The 19,758-nt window shown below is 32.0% G+C and carries 21 protein-coding genes; 10 read left to right on the top strand and 11 right to left on the bottom strand.

Features of this window, described 5'->3' with window-relative positions:
* Window positions 1–12: 12 nt before the first annotated feature.
* From EJ01_RS13155 to EJ01_RS13135, 5 genes are all read right to left on the bottom strand, one after another.
* Window positions 13–801, bottom strand: a complete 789-nt coding sequence (locus tag EJ01_RS13155; RefSeq protein ID WP_048080722.1) for an EFR1 family ferrodoxin — start codon at window positions 799–801, stop codon at window positions 13–15.
* 100 nt (window positions 802–901) lie between these two features.
* A complete protein-coding gene (locus EJ01_RS13150; protein ID WP_048080723.1) occupies window positions 902–1,639 on the bottom strand; it encodes a 4Fe-4S binding protein in 738 nt (245 codons plus the stop codon).
* 102 nt (window positions 1,640–1,741) lie between these two features.
* Entirely contained in the window at window positions 1,742–2,335 is a 594-nt protein-coding gene (locus EJ01_RS13145; RefSeq protein ID WP_048080724.1) for a TetR/AcrR family transcriptional regulator, read from the bottom strand.
* 279 nt (window positions 2,336–2,614) lie between these two features.
* The gene (locus EJ01_RS13140) at window positions 2,615–3,625 is read right to left on the bottom strand and encodes a histidine kinase dimerization/phosphoacceptor domain -containing protein (RefSeq protein WP_052376180.1); all 1,011 of its coding nucleotides are present in this window, start codon (window positions 3,623–3,625) and stop codon (window positions 2,615–2,617) included.
* 130 nt (window positions 3,626–3,755) lie between these two features.
* On the bottom strand, window positions 3,756–5,570 hold the full coding sequence (locus EJ01_RS13135; RefSeq protein WP_048192891.1) for an MJ1255/VC2487 family glycosyltransferase: 1,815 nt from the start codon (window positions 5,568–5,570) through the stop codon (window positions 3,756–3,758).
* A gap of 1,245 nt (window positions 5,571–6,815) precedes the next feature.
* Between EJ01_RS13135 and EJ01_RS17370 the strand changes: the two genes are divergently transcribed.
* A complete protein-coding gene (locus EJ01_RS17370; RefSeq protein ID WP_157197546.1) occupies window positions 6,816–6,965 on the top strand; it encodes a hypothetical protein in 150 nt (49 codons plus the stop codon).
* A 157-nt stretch (window positions 6,966–7,122) separates the two neighbouring features.
* Here the strand turns inward: EJ01_RS17370 and EJ01_RS13125 are convergent, their stop codons facing one another.
* Window positions 7,123–7,422 carry a DUF2098 domain-containing protein gene (locus EJ01_RS13125; protein ID WP_048080727.1) on the bottom strand — a complete coding sequence of 100 codons (300 nt, stop codon included), beginning with the start codon at window positions 7,420–7,422 and terminating at the stop codon, window positions 7,123–7,125.
* A 34-nt stretch (window positions 7,423–7,456) separates the two neighbouring features.
* Complete coding sequence (locus tag EJ01_RS13120; RefSeq protein WP_048080728.1) at window positions 7,457–7,750, bottom strand: PRC-barrel domain-containing protein; 294 nt, start codon at window positions 7,748–7,750, stop codon at window positions 7,457–7,459.
* 200 nt (window positions 7,751–7,950) lie between these two features.
* Between EJ01_RS13120 and EJ01_RS13115 the strand changes: the two genes are divergently transcribed.
* Window positions 7,951–9,039 carry a site-2 protease family protein gene (locus EJ01_RS13115; RefSeq protein WP_048080729.1) on the top strand — a complete coding sequence of 363 codons (1,089 nt, stop codon included), beginning with the start codon at window positions 7,951–7,953 and terminating at the stop codon, window positions 9,037–9,039.
* 28 nt (window positions 9,040–9,067) lie between these two features.
* Here EJ01_RS13115 and EJ01_RS13110 read toward each other — a convergent pair whose 3' ends face one another.
* Window positions 9,068–9,412, bottom strand: coding sequence for a hypothetical protein (locus EJ01_RS13110; protein WP_048080730.1), 345 nt, complete (start codon window positions 9,410–9,412; stop codon window positions 9,068–9,070).
* Window positions 9,413–9,711: 299 nt separating this feature from the next.
* On the opposite strand from EJ01_RS13110, the gene EJ01_RS13105 reads away from it, so the two are divergent.
* From EJ01_RS13105 to EJ01_RS13090, 4 genes are read left to right on the top strand one after another with little or no spacing between them, the layout of a single operon-like run.
* Window positions 9,712–11,352 (top strand): tRNA uridine(34) 5-carboxymethylaminomethyl modification radical SAM/GNAT enzyme Elp3, encoded by a 1,641-nt coding sequence (locus EJ01_RS13105; RefSeq protein ID WP_048080731.1) that lies wholly within the window; start codon window positions 9,712–9,714, stop codon window positions 11,350–11,352.
* 32 nt (window positions 11,353–11,384) lie between these two features.
* Complete coding sequence (locus EJ01_RS13100) at window positions 11,385–11,645, top strand: hypothetical protein (protein ID WP_048080732.1); 261 nt, start codon at window positions 11,385–11,387, stop codon at window positions 11,643–11,645.
* Between the two features lie 43 nt (window positions 11,646–11,688).
* On the top strand, window positions 11,689–12,393 hold the full coding sequence (gene deoC, locus EJ01_RS13095) for a deoxyribose-phosphate aldolase (RefSeq protein WP_048080733.1): 705 nt from the start codon (window positions 11,689–11,691) through the stop codon (window positions 12,391–12,393).
* 5 nt (window positions 12,394–12,398) lie between these two features.
* On the top strand, window positions 12,399–12,752 hold the full coding sequence (locus EJ01_RS13090) for a cyclophilin-like fold protein (RefSeq protein ID WP_048080734.1): 354 nt from the start codon (window positions 12,399–12,401) through the stop codon (window positions 12,750–12,752).
* A 74-nt stretch (window positions 12,753–12,826) separates the two neighbouring features.
* Here EJ01_RS13090 and cofH read toward each other — a convergent pair whose 3' ends face one another.
* Window positions 12,827–13,942, bottom strand: a complete 1,116-nt coding sequence (gene cofH / locus EJ01_RS13085) for a 5-amino-6-(D-ribitylamino)uracil--L-tyrosine 4-hydroxyphenyl transferase CofH (RefSeq protein WP_048080735.1) — start codon at window positions 13,940–13,942, stop codon at window positions 12,827–12,829.
* A gap of 235 nt (window positions 13,943–14,177) precedes the next feature.
* Between cofH and EJ01_RS13080 the strand changes: the two genes are divergently transcribed.
* Together EJ01_RS13080 and EJ01_RS13070 are read left to right on the top strand one after the other, a co-directional pair.
* Window positions 14,178–14,510 (top strand): hypothetical protein, encoded by a 333-nt coding sequence (locus EJ01_RS13080; protein ID WP_048080736.1) that lies wholly within the window; start codon window positions 14,178–14,180, stop codon window positions 14,508–14,510.
* A 481-nt stretch (window positions 14,511–14,991) separates the two neighbouring features.
* Window positions 14,992–16,302, top strand: coding sequence for an ATP-binding protein (locus EJ01_RS13070; protein ID WP_048080738.1), 1,311 nt, complete (start codon window positions 14,992–14,994; stop codon window positions 16,300–16,302).
* Window positions 16,303–16,906: 604 nt separating this feature from the next.
* Here the strand turns inward: EJ01_RS13070 and EJ01_RS17365 are convergent.
* Entirely contained in the window at window positions 16,907–17,071 is a 165-nt protein-coding gene (locus EJ01_RS17365) for a hypothetical protein (protein ID WP_157197547.1), read from the bottom strand.
* A 202-nt stretch (window positions 17,072–17,273) separates the two neighbouring features.
* On the opposite strand from EJ01_RS17365, the gene EJ01_RS13065 reads away from it, so the two are divergent.
* Together EJ01_RS13065 and EJ01_RS13060 are read left to right on the top strand one after the other, a co-directional pair.
* The gene (locus EJ01_RS13065; RefSeq protein WP_048080739.1) at window positions 17,274–17,480 is read left to right on the top strand and encodes a histone family protein; all 207 of its coding nucleotides are present in this window, start codon (window positions 17,274–17,276) and stop codon (window positions 17,478–17,480) included.
* Window positions 17,481–17,778: 298 nt separating this feature from the next.
* Complete coding sequence (locus EJ01_RS13060; protein ID WP_048080740.1) at window positions 17,779–18,270, top strand: rubrerythrin family protein; 492 nt, start codon at window positions 17,779–17,781, stop codon at window positions 18,268–18,270.
* 872 nt (window positions 18,271–19,142) lie between these two features.
* On the opposite strand, the gene EJ01_RS13055 is transcribed toward EJ01_RS13060, so the two are convergent.
* Window positions 19,143–19,487, bottom strand: coding sequence for a hypothetical protein (locus EJ01_RS13055; protein ID WP_048080741.1), 345 nt, complete (start codon window positions 19,485–19,487; stop codon window positions 19,143–19,145).
* Window positions 19,488–19,758 lie beyond the last annotated feature (271 nt).

The raw sequence follows: 19,758 nt of genomic DNA, 5'->3' as shown, positions 1-19,758 counted from the left end.
CATAAATCACAGCTAAATTAAAAGTTTATTTGCTTTAACAGCCCGGTAAGTCTTCCCATTATAGTTAATTTTGCAGGGTATAGCATCTTTAGGACAGAAAGAGGTGCACCTTAAACAGTACTGACAGTGCATAAGATTTTCAGGATATCCATCCTCCCCCATCTTAATGTTAGCAATGGGACACAATTTAGCACAGGTCCCACACTTGTTACATTTTCCTTTATCTGCAGCCAAATATAATAATTTCTGGTTTAATCGAGTTTCAGTAATTTTCAAACCCAATAAAGATGTATAATACAATGCATCTGAAATTACAGGTATTTTACCCCATTCAGCTTTTCCATTTATAATATCTGCAGCATATTCTTCAGCTTCAATAAGCCCTTTTTCGACTTTACCTTTATTTATTTCCTCGTCCTGTATATAAAAAATATTAACAGGCATGATGATTTCTTTTGCTCCAATTGGAACATATCCTTTCTTTTTAACGATTTCTCGCATATGCCCAACTACTCCTCCAGAAATACCTCCAAGCGTATCCACCATAAATATTTCTGTACCTTCAGATTGAGATAATGAATTTATGAATTCCCATACAAATTCATAGGTTGAAAGCTCAGCAACAGGGAATCCCAGGCCAATCATATTATTCAAATTAACTTTTTCAGGGTCTGAGTTTTCAATCCGGTGCATATTAACATCGATTCCATTTTTTTTGAAAGTTTCCTGCATTTTTTTAACTACAAGGAATGTATTTCCAGTTCCGGAGAAATAATAGAAATCTATTCTTTTTAAATTCATATTATACACCCCCCACCAGTTTATTCTTTTAAATATTGATTATATTACTCCATTGTTAATTCATATACCTTAACGCGCTTTAAATCTAATTTACACTATTTTATTTTTCAGGCCTACCAAAAGAATATTTAATTGCCCCTTTTGGACAGGAATCAACACATTGGCCGCATAAAATACATTCAAAATCATGCATATCCCCTTCTTTCACTTTTTGCTGCACATCAAGACTCATCGGACAGTTTCTACAGAGCCTGCATTCAGTGCAAAGCTCTTTATCAGCTTTAATGTGAAGGGAAGGCCATTTAAAAAAATTCTTTATTTTTGTCCCAATAATCATAAATGGAGCTATAAAGCAGAAATAGTGACAGCTAGCCCTTTTACCCGCTATTAATGAGACTGTAATTGTTGATAGCAGCACGCCGTAGTAAATAATGTACATAAATGGTTCTGAAATAGAAACTCCGCTGTTGGTCATAAAGAAAGGATCAATTTTAGTTAAACCGCCTGCTAATAAGGCCATTAGTGCAATAATAACCAGCCATGGTACAAAGAGGAAATATTTAATCCAGTTATATTTTCCACCCCTTGTTTTCCCATCATTTATTGAGAAGCAATATTCCTGAGCTCCCCCAGTTGGACAAGCCCATCCACAGAATGCTCTACCAAAGAACAATGATAAAATGAACAGAGCAGTGAAAGTTATAAAGCTGCCTGCAATTATCCCCAGGGAAGCTCCCCATATTATCAAAAAGGGTGAAAAGTAAAACATGGTAACTGGGAAGAGTAAAAATGAAATTAACAACGTTGTTTTTCTAATTTTCTGTTTTATATCTTTCATACAATAACCCCATTATTTTATCATAATAACATCTATTAAAGACGTATATTATTAATTAAGTAATTATATTCCTTTAATTATTATTTAATTAATTTAAACCAATTATGCTCCTTTTTCAATTGGTTTTATAAATTTTTCTTCAAATCGTTTTACCACTTCTTCAAGATTCAGCTGTTCATCAAGGACCATGTAGCATATAATTCCATCTAGTGCTGCTACTAATGTAACTGCACTAGTTCTTGCATCGTGTGAAACAAATTCGCCTGTTTCAACTCCCATCTTAAAAGCTTCTTCCATATAATTCATATAATCCCCAGTAAACTGCTGATAATACTTTAAGAGCTCAGAATTGTCTAAAATTTTAGTAATAGACAGAAAGAGAAAAGTAGTTTCTACAGGATGTTCTAGCCAGTACCTGAGATAATTTTCTATATAAAACAGCAGCCCTTCTTTAACTGACGGCATTTCCATTGATCCATGTGCTATTTCCTCTAATTTTTCACTTATCTTCTGGTTAACAAATACTAATACCATATCCTTACTTTTAAAGTAGTGATATAATCCTCCCTTACTTATACCTGCCTTTTTAGCAATTGATTCCATTGTAGTATTTTCATAACCTTTTTTTAAGAAAATTTCCATGGCAGCATCAGTAATATCATTAATACGTTTTTCTTTGGATTCTTTTTTAGTCATTATATTTCTCCAAAAAACCGACTGTCGGTTTGTTAAAATAAAAGTAATACATTTCAATATATAAAACTTTCTAAAACTTTCAAATAGTCCAAAATTATAAATTTTGAAATATCTTGAAATTCATCCAGTTTAAATCTTCTAAAATTAGTTTAAACAATATAATAAAAGATTGAAAAAAAATTAGATTTAATATATAAAAATATACAACCATTTAAAAGATTATGATACATTAACTAGCAAAATTAGTCATTATATAAAGTTAATTCATCAAAACTCAAATTATGGAAATTTTATGGTGAATTCTGTCCCTTGACTTCTATCCATATTTATTTCACCCATTATCTGATCTACCAGGCTGTTTACAATTCTTAAACCTAAAGAATCTGATTTTTTGTAATCTAACTCTTCTGGAAATCCGATTCCATTGTCAGAAATTATCAATACATAATTTTCACTGTCTTTGTAGAACTTTATTTTGATAATACCATTTCTACCATCCTTAAAAGCATGTTTCAGGCTGTTTGATATAAGTTCATTGACTATAAGCCCTAATGGAATTGATGTTTCAGTATCCAGTTCATGATTTTCTAAATCAAAATTAATTTTTATATTATTAGATTGTCCAGAATATGTTTCGAAAAGTTCCATAGATAATTTTTTGATGTAATTTGCAAAGTTAATCCATTTAAGGTCAGTTGTTTGGTAAAGTTTTTCGTGAATTAACGCCATGGATCTTGCACGATTTTGACTGTCCCTGAAAATATTCTGCGTTTCTATATCTTCAATATATCTTGCCTGTAAATCAAGAAGGCTTGATATAACCATTAAATTGTTTTTTACCCTATGATATGTCTCTCTAATTAACATTTCCTTCTCTTGAAGGGAATTTTTAATTTTATCTTCCATTATTTTACGTTCTGTGATATCACGCGCTATGTGCACGCTCCCAAGCGTATTTCCAGATTTATCCTTTATAGGAGCAGCAGTAACCATAAAATATCCGCCCAAATTAGGTTCATACACTTCTTCAGTATGCCCTTTATTATCCATTATCATTTTCGCATGGGGGCAGTTATCAACAGGCAATTTAGTACCGTGAATTGCCTCAAAACATTTAACTCCTAAACATGAATCTGTTGAAGTATTTAAACACTCCGCCATAGCAGTGTTCGCCCATATAATCTCATATTTATGGTTTAAAATAGCTATAAGATCAGGTAAGGAGTTTAATACAAACTTCCACCCATCAATATCTTCTAAAAAGGATGTTACTCGGTATTCTACATTCATTTTAATCATTTACTGAAAGTGTTTTATTCAAGTAACTCATTTTATAATTTGAAGTTTTATAAATAAACTGCCATAAGTTCCGAATAATAAATAGGATAAATTTTTTAAGAAAAAAATTAAAAATAAAGTTTTATTTTGCGTTTTCTCTTGATTCTATTAAATTAACAATTTTGTAGGTAGCTTGTGAATATTCCTTAGAATATTTTTCAATTGCGTCATTTAAAGCCTGGAAAATTTCCTGATTTCTATCATGTTTAAATGAACTAAGTGATTCACGGTACACATCTAACTTATCCAAGAAATTTTCAAAGTTTTCTTTAGTTAATAATTCATGGAATTCACCATAGCCCAGTTTTTCGATATACATCGCATTAACAGTCTGTTCTGGCTGTTTCTTTACAGGAATACAAAATATTGGCTTTTTAAGATACATTGATTCACTTATCAAAGTAAATCCACCATTAGAAACCACTGCTTTACACGATTCAAAGTCTTTGAAGAACTGGTTTTCATTAAATTTCCTGAAGTGAAGATTTCCATCTTCTTTTTCCATATTAAAACCATAAATTACAAATTCTTCATTAATAGATTTTAATGTAGAAATAAGCTCTAAATTAGAATCACTTGTTTGATAAACAAGCACATGGTTACCATTTACAGGGTTAAGATTTAAAATTTCTTCTCTAAGCACAGGAGGGAATAACTCTACTTTCTCCTTATTTTTAATTTCAGGATAGAAAAATGTTGTAATTAAATAACACTTAGGCCTGTTTATAAATAAACGTATAACTCCCCCAGCCACTATCTTTTCACTTAAATACCGTTCAGGGAGGTCTAATTTACACTGAGTAATAACATGTATATTATCAAGACTAATAAGGGGTATTCCAAGTAGTTTACTTAAAATGTTGGAGAATGCCTCAAAATCAGAAACTATAATATCCGGTTTAAAAGCCCGGGCGATATTATAAAGCAGTTTAATATTAAATTTTAAACTTTTTGGAAGGTCTTTAACTACAGAAAAGAATGTAGATTTATACTGCGCATTATTTCCACTGTAAACGGTGTTAGGCCCTTCTATATAATATACATCATCGAATTTTTCTGAAAGATATTTAAATGCTCTCCCTCCAGCAAAAATAACCACATCATTTTCCTTTAACAGATGTTTAATCATTACTGAACTTCGGATAGCATGGCCCATTCCTTCCCCACATACAGAATAAAGTATCTTCTTTTTCTTTTCTTTGGAATGTCCAAAGGTATAGTTTAATTCACCGGCTGTAATTTTCTTGCCCATGAAGTCGTACAGGGTACTCTTTGCATAAATTAACGCCAGGCTTTTAAGCCCTTCTTTTTCAAGCCTTCTTGTAGATATAAGAAGTTTAGGATCCCTTAGCACCTTAAAAGAGTGTATTTTCCCTATCCGTTCTATATAATCACTGTCTTCTCCAAAATCAAGACATTCATTAAATCCTTCTGCTTCCTCATGGATATCTTTCTTGGTTAAAATTCCATAGCAGCCTGCACCATGGGGCTTTATTGACTCTACAAGTTTCATAAAGAAGTTGGCAAAGTCATGTAATATTTTATCTTTCTTACTATCACTAATAGGAACTAATTGAGTTATACCAATATCAAGATCATTTTCAATAAATTCATTTAACGCAGATTCTAGATATCCTTCTGTTAATATTGCATCAGAATCCAGAAACAATAAATATTCCCCTTCTGCTACTTCAGCCCCTTTATTTCGACCCACAGCAGGAGATCCGCCATCTACAACTTTACATCCGAATGATTCTGCGATTTCTCTTGTTTTATCCGTGGATTTAGCATCCGCTACAATAATTTCATAATCTTTGAAATTCTGATCTTTTATACTTTGAAGTAATTTAGGGAGATAACACTCCTCATTGTATGTTGGGATTATTATACTAAGCATTCATAGATTAGTTTATTTTAATTTATTTTTAAAGCTTACTATTTAAAGCATAATTAATACTAATTATTATGTTTTTTATGTATAAATATAAACTAATTACCGATACCTATAAAATCCATTTTTAAGGAAACTTTTTAAAAAATTGAATTAGACCCCTATTAAAAAGAAAATAATCTTAATTTAAAAAAATATACATACTCTAATTAAATTTAATGTAAAACAAATGAAATTTCTTTAATTTTTGTCAATTATACCTGAAAATAATTTATTATAAACTCTTTTTTACCTATATCCGTCCCAATTCTACATAGAACATATCCTCAATTACTATTTATCCACGTTTAACTATCTTTTTACATAAACCCCTATTCAATTTTAACGTACGATCTCAGTAAATCAGGCTTAAACTACAATTATTCCCGGTAAAAAGCACTTAAACAGTGCATTAATATCAAAATAACAAAAACATCGTGGGGTTATAAAGTTTTATTATATTCCTATTTATTCTCAGCCATATTAACCCATTAAAATCATTTTAATTTATATTACACCATAATGAAATTTTATTTACCACTATCAAATTCTTTTTAATAAGTTATTTTAACCCTTGTTATATCTTAATACTCCCATGAAAAGTTAGATTCTTAATTAACTAAATTTTACGAATTATATAATATATAAACACATGTAAAATTAATATTATACTTAAAAAATAATTTTAATGCAATAATGTGAAATTTTTGATAAGTCTTTATATCTTTCAAAGTACAATACAATAATTGCAGAACAAAAATTATAAATAGAAGTTAAAATGGAAATTTCGATTTTTGATTTTATATTGTTTTTAACTTTTAATAGAATGGAGATGTTAACATAGACAGTATAGACGAATATTTAAGCGAATTTTTAGAATCTGCTGGCAAAACAGAAGAAGTTAAAAGAATAGATGATCAAATAAGCATCTATCAAAATGAATTAAATAATCTTGAGAATAAAGACACAATTACCACAAATAATATTACACGCACAGAAGAGGAGCTTAAATATCTTAAAGATAATTTAAAAGAAAATAACAGTGATTCAAGTCTTAAAGATATTGAGACTACAAAAATTAAATTAAATGATCTTGAAGAACGCCATACAACAATTAAAACATTGATATCTGAAAAAAATGAAACCCTAACCGAGTTAAATCATGAAAAAGACGAAATAATTAAAAAATGTCTTATGAAACTACATGCAGATATGAAAAAAAGTCACAGAAAAGTAACTGAAGACCATGATAAATATGTAGAGTTATACACAAAAGCAAGGGAAGAAAGACACAGTATAGAAAGAAAAATGAGAAATTTAAAAGTACTTGTCTATAAAACTTATAAAATACGACTAAAATAAATTTGACATGTTGTCAAATTTTATATTAAATTATAATCGCTTTAAAGAATGAGTTAATTACTTCTTTTTTGTATATTATTAAATTACAAAAAATAAGCGGCATAATTACGGTAAAAAAATTAATTAATAGAGCAAAACTATTTTTGAAGGATATAATTTATCCTCCACCGTCACAAAGTTCTGAGCTCATATCGATATCTTCATCAACTAGTTTCTTCCTGTTTTTAAGTTTTTCTTTGATGTCTTCTCTGGATTCTTTTTTAAGTCCATTTTTTTCTATTTTTTCAATGGCCTGCAAATAATTGCTTTTATACCAGAGATCTGTATCTTCTAATTTTGCCCAGGTAGCTTCATTTTCAGTTTTAATGTCAATAACTTTACCAATTGTGCCAGTTCCATTATATATAACATAGGAACCTTTCATTATAGGTTTACCGCAGGAATCTGAAACTTCCATTATTTAACCCCCTTACAGTTAATAGATTTAAACATCAATCATCTTTAGTAAGAGTTAATCTTGTCTTTTCAGGAGCTTTTTCCTCTTCTTCTTCAAATATTCCTTCTATTTCAGCTTCTTCAAGATTTAAGATTAGATAGTCCCCTACCTGTTGAATGTCACTGGGTTTAATTTCAAAAGTTCTATTTCTAACCCACACCTCACCAGTAGATATCGTGATTGTATCTATAATACCTTCTTTTGGCATCAAATCAACATCAGATACCTTGCCGATTTCCATTGCATTTTTATCCAGGACTTTTCTACCCATTAACTCGCTTACTTTCATAAATACACCTGTTTTTAGTCTATTTTTTAAAGCATATATTTTTTATGAGTGCACAATATAACCGTAGTATAATTATTATTAACAGCTTATATTCCTTAAATTTAGAATATACCTCAAAAATCTATTTAAAATTTAAATTAATTATTTTTAGGAAATATAATTTTATTAACTTGATGGGATCATAATAATATAGTGATGTTATGAAGTCTTCATTTAAAATATTCAGCGCCTTTGGAATCCCTGTGGAACTGCACATTTCATTTTTATTATTAATGCTTTTTATATATTTTATAGCCTTTTTAGGAATAATATCTACATATATCGCATTTTTAATCACATTACTATTTGTAACAGTTGTTGTACATGAATTAAGCCATTCCTATGTGGCAAAGAGATATGGAGTTAAAGTAGGCAAAATAGTTCTCTTACCCATTGGAGGTGTATCTGCAATGGAAGAGATTCCTAAGGATCCAGATCAAGAACTTAAAATAGCCGCTGCTGGGCCACTTGCCAATATTATAATAGCGTTAGCTTGTTTTATAGGCCTTATAATTATTGGAGGAGTAGGGTCTTTAACTTTTTACTCATTTTTTATATCAAATACTCCATCCGCAGATTTATCGCTGTTTCTTGCTAACTTTTTAGGAGTTAATCTGGTACTCGGACTTTTTAATCTTCTTCCTGCTTTCCCTATGGATGGGGGAAGAGTATTAAGAGCTTTTTTTGCAAAAAGAATGAGTTATACCAAAGCAACTAAAGCTGCTGCTTCGGTGGGAAAACAGTTCGCTATCTTAATGGTTATCTTAGGCATATTTTTTAATTTTATTTTGATATTGATAGCCATATTCATTTACTTAGGTGCAGACCAAGAATATAAAAATGTCATGATTTCATCAAAGCTCGAAGGAATCAGCGTTAGAGATATCATGACTAAAGATGTAAATACGTTAACTCCAGATACCTCTGTTTCAGAGGCATTAAATACCATGTTCAAGCAAAGGCACATGGGCTATCCCATAAAAGATCATGGAGAACTTGTTGGTATCGTTACTTTCGATGACATTTCTAAGATACCCGAAAATCAGAGGGATACACCTATTGGAAATATAATGACTAAAAAACTTATTTTAGCAAACCCTGACGAGCCTGCGATGAATACTCTAGAAAAAATTACTAAAAACAATATTGGAAGACTTCCAGTCATTGAAAATGGAAATTTAGTTGGAATAATCTCTAAAACTGACATAATGAGGGTTTTAGAGGTATTAGATACTAAACCCCATGAATAAATTCTTTTTCAGCACTTGGTAATTAAATTTACGTTTCTTCCAGGATAATTGTAAATTTATAGACCGGTTCAAACTCAGATTCAATACTATTTAAAGAAGATATGCCTCTAAATTTATATGAGACTGGTTCAATACTTCCATTAACTTTGTCTAATGAAATCAATTGACCATTTTTCACGGTCTGGTTTTCATCATTTTTATCTTCAAAGAATTCATGAATTATCTTTCCAATTTCACCTACAGCAGAAACATCGACCCTTTTAATTCCTTCCCTATCATTTTTCATCTCAACGAAATCTTTCAAAACTTTAAGTTTGTATTCTTCATTCCCACAGACTTTACTAAATGTTACTTTATTTACAGCCTCGCTCATAGAATACCTCCGTCATAATCCATGCAATTTCCGAGTATGAATTAATTAATTTTAGATATGAACTGAACTTATAAAAAAAATTTACTATTTTAAAGTCTAATCCAACAAATAGTTCATGAATAGTCAATAAAAAAATATTTAATTCAGTTAAACTATTTCCCATTTTGGGAAAAAATAAAAATTAGACATACATAACTATTATATTATACCAGTTGTCTATAAACTTATTAAAGTAGACACTTGAGATTATCTTAAAATTATCTTAAAATTTAAATACTTATTTTTTGGAGAAAATAATAATGGAAAATGCATGCAAACTCATAATTAACCAGATAATAGAGGGAAAAATTAAAACAAAGAAAGATCTGGAGAAAGCAAAACATAAGGCTTGCAGAGACTACAAGCTTGAAAAATTTATGAGTAATTCACTGATACTGGAGAATGCAACTCCTGATGAGAGAAAGAAAATAGTACGGATCATACAAAAAAAGCCCACAAGAACCATATCTGGTGTTGCAATAGTTGCAGTAATGTGCAAACCACACAAATGCCCCCATGGAAGATGCCTTTACTGCCCAGAAAGCGATGTAGCCCCTCCGAGTTATACTGGAGAAGAACCTGCAGCGTTGCGGGCTAGAATGTTTAAGTTCGATCCTTATTTACAGGTGTACAACCGCCTGCTTCAACTTGAAAGCATAGGTCATCCTTTAGACAAGGTGGAATTAATTATAATGGGCGGGACATTCCCTTCATATTTCCTGTGTTATCAAGAATGGTTTGTCAGCAAATGCCTTCAAGCTATGAACGATTTTGGAGTAAAAGATGTATCAGTTTCATCTGAAAATTTTAAAGGGTCCAATGCAGCAGATAATATTGAAATCCCAACTGATTTTGTTTACCTAAGTGATGTTCAAAGTGAAAATGAAAAATCCAATGTTCGATGCGTTGGGATGACTTTTGAAACCCGTCCAGATTACTGTAAAACCCAGGATGTTGATAGAATGCTCAATATGGGAGTTACAAGGGTCGAACTTGGAGTCCAGACCATTTACAATTATATATACAAACGGATTGACCGCGGACATACAGTAGAAGACTCCATAGAATCTGCAAGGATACTCAGGGATTCTGGTATCAAAGTAGCAATGCACCTCATGCCTGGCCTTTTCGCCGATTTTGATAGAGATCTGAGAATATTTAAAAGGTTATTTTCAGATGAACACTTTAAACCAGATATGCTTAAAATCTACCCATGTTTAGTGACTAAAGGTTCAAAACTCCATGAAATGTGGGAAAAAGGAGATTATAAACCATATACAAGTGAAGAAGCCGTTGATCTGATAGCTCAGATTAAAAAGAACCTTCCAAAATGGGTCAGGACCATGAGAATCCAGCGGGACATACCTTCTCCTCTAATCGAGGCAGGAGTTAAAAAATCGAATCTTGGTGAACTTGTATACAAAAAACTCCATGATTTAGACGTCAATTGCAAGTGTATTCGATGCAGAGAAGTTGGACATAAAGCAGCGCATGGTTTAATCCCAGATATTGATAACGTGAAATTATTAACGGAAAAATATCGTGCCGGGGAAGGAGATGAAATCTTTTTATCATTTGAAGATGTTAAAAAGGATATCTTAATCGGGTTCCTAAGGTTAAGGATACCCTCAGAACATGCCCATAGGGAAGAGATAGATGATAAAACAGCACTTATACGGGAATTACATGTTTACGGCTCGATGATGTCTATTGGTGAAAGAGAAGAGGGTCAGTGGCAGCATTTAGGCTATGGAGAATCATTATTAAATGAAGCAGCTAGAGTTGCATCTGAAGACTACGGCATGGAAAAGATACTTGTTACAAGCGGAATAGGGGCTCGAAACTACTACAGAAAATTTGGGTATGAAAAATTAGGCCCATACATGGCAAAGAAGATTTAAATTAATCATTAACACAAAAATTAATGATAAATATGAGTGATAATGAACTCAGACAGGAAATTTTAGAAGTACTCCATAAACAGGGAAGAAGATGTAATGCTGGTGTAAAAGAAGAATTTTTAATAGAAAATCTGGAAGCAAAAATCGACAAAAATGAATTAAAAATTCACATTGATTATTTAGATGAAAAGGGATATATTCTTATAAAACCTGTGTATGAGGGTTTTATAACAATTAGAAACATTAATATAACCGAAAAAGGTATAGATCTAGTTGGAAATCCCAGATTGTAGGTTTATATTTCGAAAGAAACTTTAAAAATAAAATGGTGTTCAAATGATAAGTTTAGTAGAATCTCCAGAAAAAATCGCCAAAATCATCGACCACACCAATTTAAAGGCCGATACACGAGTAAAAGACATAAAAAAATTATGTATTGATGCAAAAAACTATGGATTCGCTTCAGTCTGCGTTAACCCTGCAAATGTTGAACTATGTACAGAATTTTTAAAAGAATCGGATGTGAACATTTGTACTGTTATAAGCTTTCCTCTAGGAGCAAACACTTCTAAAATTAAATTCTTTGAAACTAAAGATGCACTGCAGCACGGAGCAGATGAAATTGATATGGTAATGAACATCGGCGCTCTTAAATCAGGACTTAATGATACTGTGAAAACAGATATAGAAGGAGTTGTCACTGCAGCAGAGGGTAAAATAGTCAAAGTAATCATTGAAACAGCATTATTAACAAAAGAAGAGAAAATTCTGGCATGTGAGATAGTCAAGGACGCAGGTGCAGATTTCGTGAAAACTTCAACTGGTTTTGGACACTCTGGAGCTACAGTGGAAGACATTGTCTTAATTAGGAAAACAGTAGGACCACAAATGGGTATCAAAGCTTCAGGAGGCATAAGAAGTATAAAAACTGTCTTTGATATGGTAAAAGCCGGCGCAACACGGATTGGTACCTCTTCAGGTGTTAAAATTATGGAAGAACTCTTCAAACTTAATCATGGAATGGAACCACCTAAAAGGTGAATATTATGGAAATTGAAATAGAAATAGTAGGAAAAGGTAAAGCTGCTGCAAAATTAGATGATAGAAACCCTGAAACTGCAAAAAAATTATATGAAACATTTCCACTTCCCGGAACTGCACATACCTATCTTGAAGAAGTATACTTTGACATGACACTTGAATTAGACTATGAAAACCCATCGAAAACCACAGAAGAAGGAGATATATGTTACTGGCCGCCAGGACCCGCTTTTTGCATATTCTACGGCAATTCACAGCCTGTTTCGGAAGTAAATAACATTGGAAAAATTACAGAGAATTTAGAACTGTTTAAAAAATGTAAAGATGGGGATGAAATAATAGTAAGGAAAAAAGAGTAATTAAAATCCCTAGAAATCTGTAAAAATCCATAATTTATGCAAAAATTAAAAATAGAAAAATTTTAGTAAATATTTTATATTTCCTCTATTTTAGTATACAGAGTATTCCTTCGAGCTGGAATCCTTCCAATATCTTTTATTGTTCTTTCCAGTTCGCTTGGAGGAGTAGATTCTCCATAGGATGCTCCTGCAGACTTGGATATGCTTTCTTCACCTAAAGTACCTCCAAGGTCATTTGCACCGGACATAAGACAGAACTGGGCAAATTTAAACCCAAGTTTAACCCATGAAGCCTGTATATTTTTGAGCAGGTCCCCAAACATTAACCTTGAAACCGCATAAAGCCTTAAATCGTCAGCTCCTGTTGTTCCAGGGCTTGAAATTCCGCTTCTGAAAATTGGGGCGTTTTTGTGCATGAATGTTAAAGGAACAAATTCTGTAAACCCGCCTGTTTTTTTCTGTATGTTCCTTAAAATCTCAAGGTGTTCAATTCTGTGATGTATATTTTCAACATGGCCGTACATCATTGTACAGGTTGTTGGAACACCAGTATTATGGGCCGTTTCGATGACATCGATCCACTCTGCTGTCTGTAACTTTCCAGGACATATGATATCCCTTATATCATCACTTAATATTTCAGCAGCAGTTCCAGGCATTGAACCAAGCCCTGCCTTTTTCAACATCTTGAGCGTGTCTTCTACCTCAAGTTCCGCTTTTTTAGACCCATAAAATATCTCCATTGGAGAAAACGCATGAATATGAACATTTGGGACTTCTTTTTTGACATTTAAAAGAATATCCTCATAAAAGTAAGCATCTATATCTGGGTGCAGGCCTCCCTGTATGCAAACTTCAATTGCACCCTCCTCTGCAGCATTTTTCGTTCTTCTAACGACTTCATCAATCTCTAAAAAGTACGCGTCTTTATCATTTTCGTCTTTTTTAAACGCACAGAAACCGCATGTTCCAGAGCAAATATCAGTAAAGTTGATGTTCCAGTTTTGAATATAAGTTACTTTGTCCCCAGCCAGCTCTTCCCTGAGCAGGTCTGCAGTGAAAATTAACGCTTGAAGTTCCCTTCCCTTAACTTTCATTAGTTTTTCTGCTTCATCCTTTGAAATTTCGTCATCAAAAGATTTTTCAAGTATTTCTTTTATCTGAGGATCGATGTTCATGGTGTCAAACATACAATTCCATATTCAGGTTCACTGTTTTAAAAGTTTTGGTGGTAAAATTTCAGATATTTCCATACTTACTTTGCACTTGTAATTAATTCTACAATTGTGCAAGGGACGCTAGTTCCTATTTTCAAACAATCAATTCAATTTACTGTACGGAAACATTCCGAATTACTTTAAAAATCCAAAATTATTTATGATATGTTTAGAAATAAGTATGCAAAATATTATTGAGGTAATTAACTTGGTAAAGATCAGAGATGTGGGTGAATTTGCATTTGGACTTTTACTTGTGTACGGTACAGTTTCCATTATATTTTTCGGCTATTCCATATCAATTATTAACATTATTTTTCTTTTAGGTGGAATATTTTTAATTTTTGAAAGTATTTTAAAACATAAAACAGCGATATTGTACTTATCGCTTGGTTTTGCAATATTAGTATCTACTTTTATTTGGATAATAACTCAAAAAGTATCTTTATTGCCCTTAGATATATTAGTTGGCATTATTACAGGAATATTTTTTTTAATATGGGGAATGCTGACGCGTTTAGGTTTTTTATCTGAAAAATAATGCATGCGCAAATCCAATAAAATAAATTTTAAAATAATTCACGAAGCAGTGATTTGCATCCTTAAACACAGCTTTTTTCATTCTGCAAGGAGTTATAATCCGTGTTTAGCTGTTTCTTGAAAATCTTCGATTTGCAATTCATGATTCACTCTTCCAAATTCTGAACAAGGTTGAGCAAACTCGCAAATTATATTTGCGAAAACCAAAAATTTAAGTATTTCACCCAACAATATCCACTTGAAGTTTCTTTGGCAATATATCATTAGAGATTTCATTTTATCACAAGGATGAATTATATAATTCCTCCATATTGAATTTATAGATTTAATTTGCAGTTAAATCAGATACAGCTAAAAATAAAAATGCACTTTTACAATATCCCCATAAACTTAATATTAAAAATACAAAAAATAAGCTATCATAACATTTATACAATCATGGAATTTAAAGGGGCTAAAAGAGTTTATTAAGAGGCAATAAAATGTATCATTTGACATCCAAATTGGTGATTTACAAAAACATCGACAAAGACAGCATTTTGTTTAGATTATCCAATATTTGCCAGCAGTTTGCAGCAGGCAACTACGAGAAAGAAGATCTAATTAGAGATATTTATATTGAAATCAATCGTCTGCTTGATATTTCAACGCGTTACGGCTTTGACAAAAATCTGTGGCACAATTATCTGGCTTTTGTTTTGGCCATGACTGAAAACCCATTTACACTTGTTTCAGAAAAAGTTGGGGGGAGTGTAGGTACTGTAAATAAGTTTGCCCGGAGCGATTTCTCCATCTTCAAGCAGTTGTTCGACTATGACTTCTCTGAGATAGAAAAAGAACTGGATATCGACTGCTTTACAATTATCACAGATTATGAGGCGGTTGTAAAAAGTGAACAGATTTTCAACAAGGGGGTGAGCGAAAAAGTTCAGCGGCTCAGCTGTGCTATTGAACAGGCTGAAGATGAAACTGAGCTGTATCAGATCATTACAGATTTCTACAAAACATACGGCGTTGGAAATTTTGGGCTGAATAAAGCTTTCCGTATTTCAGCTGGTGATAAGTCTGGAATTCTCTGCCCCATCACGGCAACCAGTGATGTACTGCTTGACGATTTGGTCGGTTATGAATCTCAGAAGAAAGAACTGGTACAGAATACGGAAGCGTTCGTTGAAGGGCGCAGGGCAAACAATGTCCTTCTCTACGGCGATGCCGGCACCGGCAAATCCGCAAGCATAAAAGGAATTTTAAATCAGTATTACAGCCGCGGTCTCCGTATGATCGAGGTCTACAAACATGAATTCAAGGAACTGCCAAAGGTCATTGAAGCCATAAAAAACAGGAACTACCGCTTTATTATTTATATGGACGATCTGTCCTTTGAAGAGTTCGAAATCGAGTATAAATATTTGAAGGCCGTTATGGAAGGTGGGCTGGAGACAAAACCTGAAAACGTACTGATCTACGCAACATCCAACAGGCGCCATTTGATCCGTGAAACATGGAGCGACCGTTCAGATATGTCGGAGGATGAACTGCACCGTTCAGATACAATGCAGGAAAAACTATCCCTGGCGGAGCGGTTCGGAGTGACCATCGCTTATTTCAAGCCTATGAGGAAAGAATATTTCAACATCGTTATAAATCTTGCAAGGCGGTACCCTGAAATCAAACTGACAGACGAAGAACTGAGAGCAGAAGCAAGTAAATGGGAAATGCGTCACGGCGGAATGTCAGGGCGTACTGCACAGCAGTTCATAGATTCACTGCTTGGAGCTGTTGATCTATCTTGATTCTTTTTTAGGAGATGAAGTGCAGAAATACTGCAATTGAAAAAAATAGAAAGCATACAACGTAATTGAGATGGACGTGTTGTTTTCCTCGCGAATAATCGCGAAATTTTTCTCTTTTAGAACGTAATATCCTCCGGAATTTAATAGGGTGCATCTATTAAACTAATTCTCTCACTCCCTTTAGTGGAATTGCTAGACCATTTGATTCATAAAGAAGAATCCATAAAAAAAGAATTTATCTATGTAATTGACAGCTTTTATTGAAACTGCATATTTGACTAGTTTTTTATAGTTTATTTAGAAAAAGAATTATTATGAAAATTGATTTTTTAATATTTGGAATAATCATTATTCTATTATATGCATATTACTTCTTAATACCTCTGAAAAATAAAAGTACAAATAACTCCCCAGATAAACATCCGAAACTTATGCTTTTAGCTGGAATTATAATTATTATTTGGGGAATTTTTACTAGTTATCCCAGTTAAAGACTGTTGCATTGATTTCATAAAAAGAAGCCGTAAAAAAGAATTTAGCTTGTGGTCGCATTTTGTTGAAATCATTTGATAACACATTTTATTGAATTCCTTTGATGCTGCCACTATAGAACTACCATAATTTTTTTTTCGGATTCCATTACTCCCCCCAAAGCTCCTTTAAGAATTATATATTCCCTTTTTCTAAAGGTTATACTCCCATTAAGGGCTACTCTTCTAGGACTTTTTGTGATGTATTTCACATGCCAGAGACTATCAGCTACCTCCAATGTTATGTCACATTACAAGTTGAGGCACATATTCAAAGTTCATGAACTACAATATTCTATTAATGATGTGCCATGCTGAGGAATTTACATATATACCAAACACATTTATTGAAACAGTAGGGAGTTACCCATAGCCAAAAACACTATGAAAATCGATAAGTTTAAATATTATAGATGTAAATCTAAATTAGGAGGTGAAATTATGGCTGAATTACCAATTGCTCCAGTTGGAAGAATCATAAAAAATGCTGGTGCTCAAAGAATTAGTGATGATGCAAAGGAAGCTTTAGCAAAATCATTAGAAGAAAAAGGTGATGAAATCGCTAAAAAAGCAGTAGAACTTGCAAAACACGCAGGAAGAAAAACTGTTAAAGCTGAAGACATCGAAATGGCTGTTAAAACAGCCTAAGTTTTCCTTTTTTTATTATTACGAAATATTTTTTTATTAGTTTAATTTATTTAGTAGTTTTAAATTATACATCGATTTTTGATTAGTACAGTACTTCTATTTTAGCTTTTAAATGATATTACATTAATAAGATGCAAGTTTAACCATTAACTAGCCCCATAATGTATAACAATTTAATAACAGCAAGTATCCCATTCTCAGCACAGAGGATCAAGATATTTTTTAACTGTCGAAAAAAATAAATATTTATTGAATCAAATAAAAGCTTGATATTAAACTAACTGACGGAGGCCGTTATATGAGTACTACTGAAAATTTAAAAGAAGCTTTTGCAGGTGAATCTCAGGCAAACAGAAAATATCTGGCATTTGCTAAAAAAGCAGACGAAGAAGGATTTTTCCAGATTGCAAGATTATTTAGAGCTGCAGCAGCAGCAGAGACCGTGCATGCTCACAACCACCTTAAAGTCCTTAAAGGAATAAAAAGTACCGAAGAAAACCTCAAAGAAGCAATAGCAGGAGAAGTAGCTGAATTTAAAGAAATGTATCCTGCAATGATAAAAGTAGCCAAAGAAGAAAATAACGAAGCTGCTCTCTGGAGCTTTGATGTTGCAAACAAAGTAGAAGAAATTCACGCTGACCTTTATGAAAATGCACTTAAAAACATTGGAAACAATGTAGAAACAGTTTATTACGTATGTAATTACTGTGGAAACACTGTAGAAAAAGAAGCACCTGAAATATGCCCAATATGCGGTGCACCTAAAAAAGAATTTACAAAAATAGAATAAATTAAATTTTATTCTAACTACTTTTTATTTAAATTAATTTTATTTTGAAGGGCGAATTTTATTTAAATTTAGCAAGTATTCGGAGATGCTGCTTCGCCCTTCATTTTTATTATTAAAATTAATAGGTATCATATTTATGGTAGTAAAAAAATAAGAATAAAGTACAGCCGTTAAAATTGATAATTTTGGACCTCAAAACCAAAAATTTTACATTACAACTCCTTACTTTTTGGTTCTATGTTTGTTAATTTATTAAATGAGCTATTTTATGCCTAATTTTAAAAAAGAAGATGCTCAAAAAAATAATATATAGACCTATCTCTCCAGCAGGTGCTGTTCTTATGTTTCAAAGAGAATATAACGAGAACCTAATCCGTAGCATTCCCTCAGAGATAGTTCTATTCATATACAAAGCATGAAATGATCTAAATTATAATATTAAACCTAATATACTGCTTAATAAAGATAAAATAGGACTTAATAAAGCTAATAAGCTCTCCAGCATAACTTTCACCCCCCTCTTGAATCATTTATGGGATTTTACTTCCATGTACTAAGAAATAAGGTTTGATTATTATTTATATAATTTTAAATTCATAATTGCAGACTAATGCATAAGCACAATAATGAATTAATGCAAAGATGAGCAAATACTTTATTTACACTCCAAAATAATGCACATGTGTAATTCTGCACACAATCACGAAAATGAAGTTATAAATAAGTGGAAATTGGTATCAATATCTACCCCATACCCTTACTCATCTTGGACAATTACTTCTTACATGTGTCCAAGATGAGTTAATCTATAAAAAAACAAATTAAACTCGAAATCGTAAAAAGAATAAGAATCAAAAAATTATAATAAATAACTATTGCCCGCTGTTATCTAACATCCAATCATCATGCAGCTCTTTCGTTTTCTTATATCTTATATTTTCTAATCCTTTTTCTAATCCATTCTGCAATTCAAAGCTTGCATTAAGATGATCTGCAATTAATTCCATCGCTAACTCTTCATCATCACTTTCTTCATTAGATGTGTAACCAATAATAGCAAATAGAGATTCATACCATGCTTTATATTCGTCTGTAGTTTCAAGAGCTTTTATTAAGTCTTTATCTATCCTATTTTCCTGATTTTCATTACTCATTCTTGTTTCTCCTTCCAGTTTTCCATTTATGTAAGCACTTATATCAACAATTGATGTTATCAACCATTATAAATTAAATTATCTATTTAAATCTTCTAAAGTTCTTCTAAGATTCTAATAAAAATTACTGTAATTTTAACTTTTAAATTCAAAAAAAGTTTAATTTCTTTTATTTTTAAAAATATTAAGGAGAATTGGTGGTGAGATGAAGATTGTCAGCTCTTCCAGTAATTAATTACCAGATGTTTTGGCTGACAATCTTTTTTCGTATTATACCCAAATAATATGGACATAATACGAAACACCTATCGTTATAGCAAGTTTATATCTACCC

It is taken from the genome of Methanobacterium veterum (assembly GCF_000745485.1).
GTDB lineage: Archaea > Methanobacteriota > Methanobacteria > Methanobacteriales > Methanobacteriaceae > Methanobacterium_D > Methanobacterium_D veterum.
Note: the sequence above shows the minus strand (reverse complement) of the source record. Positions and strands in the feature narration are given on the sequence as shown.